Here is a 2,934-nt window from a genome sequence, read left to right on the forward strand (position 1 = left end):
GTAAGCGTCTGCCCAAGTCACCTTGCGTGACTCAGGTAAGAGCCCGCTGAGTCGGAAACTTCATCAGCGCAGAAGTCGAAGGTTCAGTCAGTCAGCGCTGTGACATACGCAACATATCTTGTTGCCGTCGGGGTCTCTGATGTAAGCACCGTAATAATCCAGAGAGTACTGAGGACGCAGCCCTGGTGCGCCTTCGTCTGATGCCCCGTTAGCCATAGCGATCGCGTAGAAATCATCAACCTGCGCCCGCGTTTGGGCTTCGAACGCAACCATCGACCCGTTACCTGGTGTTGCGTGTTCGCCATTTAGAGGGCTGTAGATGCAGAACGCCGTACCTGAGTCAGTCATACTTTGGGTGAATAGAGCGCGTTCAGGATTGTGCTTGAGGGCAAGCAACGTGATGCCTAGCGGTGCAAGTAGCCACCCATAGAAGTTTGTGGCGCTGGCGAGGTCGTTGGTGCCGATTGTGACATGGCTGAACATGAGGCGCTCCGATGGGATTAGGGTATGCGTCTACCCAACTTACTTTGTGTAAGGTAGGCCGGCACCCATTGATGCGGCAAAAGGTTACCGATTTCACTCGCCCGCTGCGTCGGCAGGCGCGTGAGAACATCCTTCAAGTAGGCGTACGGGTCATGACCATTCAGCCGCGCCGACTGGATCAGACTCATGATCGCCGCCGCCCGTTTTCCGCTGCGTAGCGAGCCTGCAAAGAGCCAGTTCTTACGTCCAAGAGCCCATGGTCGGATCTGGTTCTCGGCCCAATTATTATCAATGGGTACAGCCCCGTCATCGAGGTAGCGCGACAGCGCTGCCCAGCGTTTCAGGCTGTAATCGAGTGCTTTGCTGATGGCTGAGCCTTCGGGCACAAGATCGCGCTGGGCGCTCATCCAGGCATGTAGCATGTCCATTACCGGGACGGCTTTTTCTTGCCGTATTCGGCGCCGTAAATCCGGCTCCAGATCGCGGGCTTCGCTCTCGATTTCGTACAGCAACTGGATATAGCGCAAGGCTTGCTCAGCAAGCGTGCTTTTATTCGTAGCGTGCAGCTCGAAGAATTTGCGCCGAGCATGGGCCATGCAGCCGACCTCGGTCACACCGAGTTCGAAACTGGCTTTGTAACCGCCAAAATCATCACAGACCAGCTTGCCCTTCCAGTCTTGCAGGAAGTTGCGAGCATGTTCACCGGCACGGCTAGGGCTGAAGTCATAAACCACCGCTGCCACATCCGAGAACTGGCTGGTGGCGTAGGCCCAAACATAGGAACGGTGAGTCTTCTTCGTTCCCGGCATGAGCATTTGCACGGGTGTTTCATCGGCATGAATAACCTGCTGCCCGAGTACCACGTCGCGTAGCGCATCGACCAGCGGCTGCAACTGAACCCCAGTCACGCCAACCCATTGAGCCAAGGTTGAGCGTGGAATCGCCAGGCCCGCTCGACCAAAAATCGATTCCTGACGGTAAAGCGGCAGGTGGTCAGCAAACTTGGCAATCATGACGTGGGCCAGCAGCCCAGCGGTTGGGATGCCCTTATCAATAACCTGCGCCGGAACGGGGGCCTGGATCAGCGTTTCGCAGTCATCGCAGACCCATTTGCCACGCACATGGCGTTCAACGGTAAATACGCCGGGCGTATAGTCCAGCTTCTCGCTGACGTCCTCGCCGATGCGCTTGAGGGCGCAGCCGCATGGACAGTGAGTGTGGTCCGGTTCGTGATGGATCAGTGTGCGTGGAAACTCAGCCGGTAATGCAGTGCGCTTGGGCTTGTGCTTGTTCTCGGTTGCCGCAGGCACTGTTTGCAAGGCCTGAAGCTCTGCTTCAATCGCCGCGATATCGGTATCGATCAGATCATCGAGCAAGCTGGCCTGCTGCGGATTCAACTGCTCGCTGCGCTTGGCAAACTTCAAACGCTTGAGTTGGGCGATTTCGTGGGTCAGTTTTTCGATAACCGTTTGGTCGCGGTTGATCTTCTGGCCCATGGTCTCGACCGTCCTGCCCATCGTCTCGACTTGCTGGTCAAGCGTCTCGACACGCTGTATCAACTGCGCCGCCAAAGCGCGCAGTTGTTCTGGATTTAGGTGGTCGAGATTGGGGAGAGTCATGGTGCCGATTTTGCCAGACCAGGCAATTCGCGGCGATAGACCGATAGGCTAATGGCAGACGTTAAAGCCGTGTGATCGCGCCGCTGGAGCCCGCGCGTTGCCATGGCAGGCCCAACACCAGGGCTTGAAGTTGTTCGATATCTAACTGCATTTCAGATCCATGGCGAATGCCTGGCCAGTTGAACTTGCCTTGATTCAACCGGCGAGCAGCCAGCCAGATCCCGAATCCGTCATGCACCAGAACTTTCATTCGAGTGGCGCGGCGGTTGGCGAACAGATAAGCACAGTGCGGCTGCGCCGCACCAAACACCGCGATCACTCTGGCCAACGCCGTCTCGGTACCGGCGCGCATGTCCATAGGCTCGGTGGCGAGCCAGATGGAGTCGATGCGGATCATCGCAGCAGGTCTCGAAGAAAGGTCGCGCAGGCAGCAGCACTTTCGGTTGGCCAGTTCACTTTAACGGTGCCGCGTGGGTGCTGGATCTCAACGCAGATATTCGATGATGCTGCTTGCGAATTAGCTCCGGCCAGTTGTTGTATGGGTAACGGGATAAATGCAGGTTGCAGCGCTGTGTTTTTCTGCGCTTGCACCCGAATCCATTTGTGGACGAGGTTAGCGTTGAGGCTATGGCTGAGGGCGATGCTGGCAATCGAAGCGCCGGGCTGCGCACACTCCTGAATGACCTGGGCCTTGAAGGACTTGGAGTAGGAACGGCGTTGTGGCTGCATGAAATACCCGCTTAAAAGGCTAGAACTGGTGCCCACTTAAATTTAAGTGCACACCATGTCCTGGCTTTGCGGGGCTGGGTAGATGACTTGGCCGGACGGATAC

The 2,934-nt window shown here is 56.8% G+C and carries 4 protein-coding genes; all 4 read right to left on the reverse strand.

The window, feature by feature from the left end:
- Positions 1-87 precede the first annotated feature (87 nt).
- Entirely contained in the window at positions 88-483 is a 396-nt protein-coding gene (locus IFT47_RS27230; protein WP_192175170.1) for a VOC family protein, read from the reverse strand.
- A gap of 17 nt (positions 484-500) precedes the next feature.
- Positions 501-2,102, reverse strand: a complete 1,602-nt coding sequence (gene tnpC, locus IFT47_RS27235) for an IS66 family transposase (RefSeq protein ID WP_192176555.1) — start codon at positions 2,100-2,102, stop codon at positions 501-503.
- A 61-nt stretch (positions 2,103-2,163) separates the two neighbouring features.
- Complete coding sequence (gene tnpB / locus IFT47_RS27840; RefSeq protein ID WP_192175172.1) at positions 2,164-2,499, reverse strand: IS66 family insertion sequence element accessory protein TnpB; 336 nt, start codon at positions 2,497-2,499, stop codon at positions 2,164-2,166.
- Positions 2,496-2,831 carry an IS66-like element accessory protein TnpA gene (gene tnpA / locus IFT47_RS27245; protein ID WP_197984266.1) on the reverse strand — a complete coding sequence of 112 codons (336 nt, stop codon included), beginning with the start codon at positions 2,829-2,831 and terminating at the stop codon, positions 2,496-2,498. Before tnpA ends, tnpB begins: the two co-directional genes overlap by 4 nt.
- Positions 2,832-2,934 lie beyond the last annotated feature (103 nt).

The sequence above is a fragment of the Pseudomonas sp. CFBP 13711 genome (assembly GCF_014842265.1).
In the GTDB taxonomy this organism is placed as follows: Bacteria; Pseudomonadota; Gammaproteobacteria; order Pseudomonadales; family Pseudomonadaceae; genus Aquipseudomonas.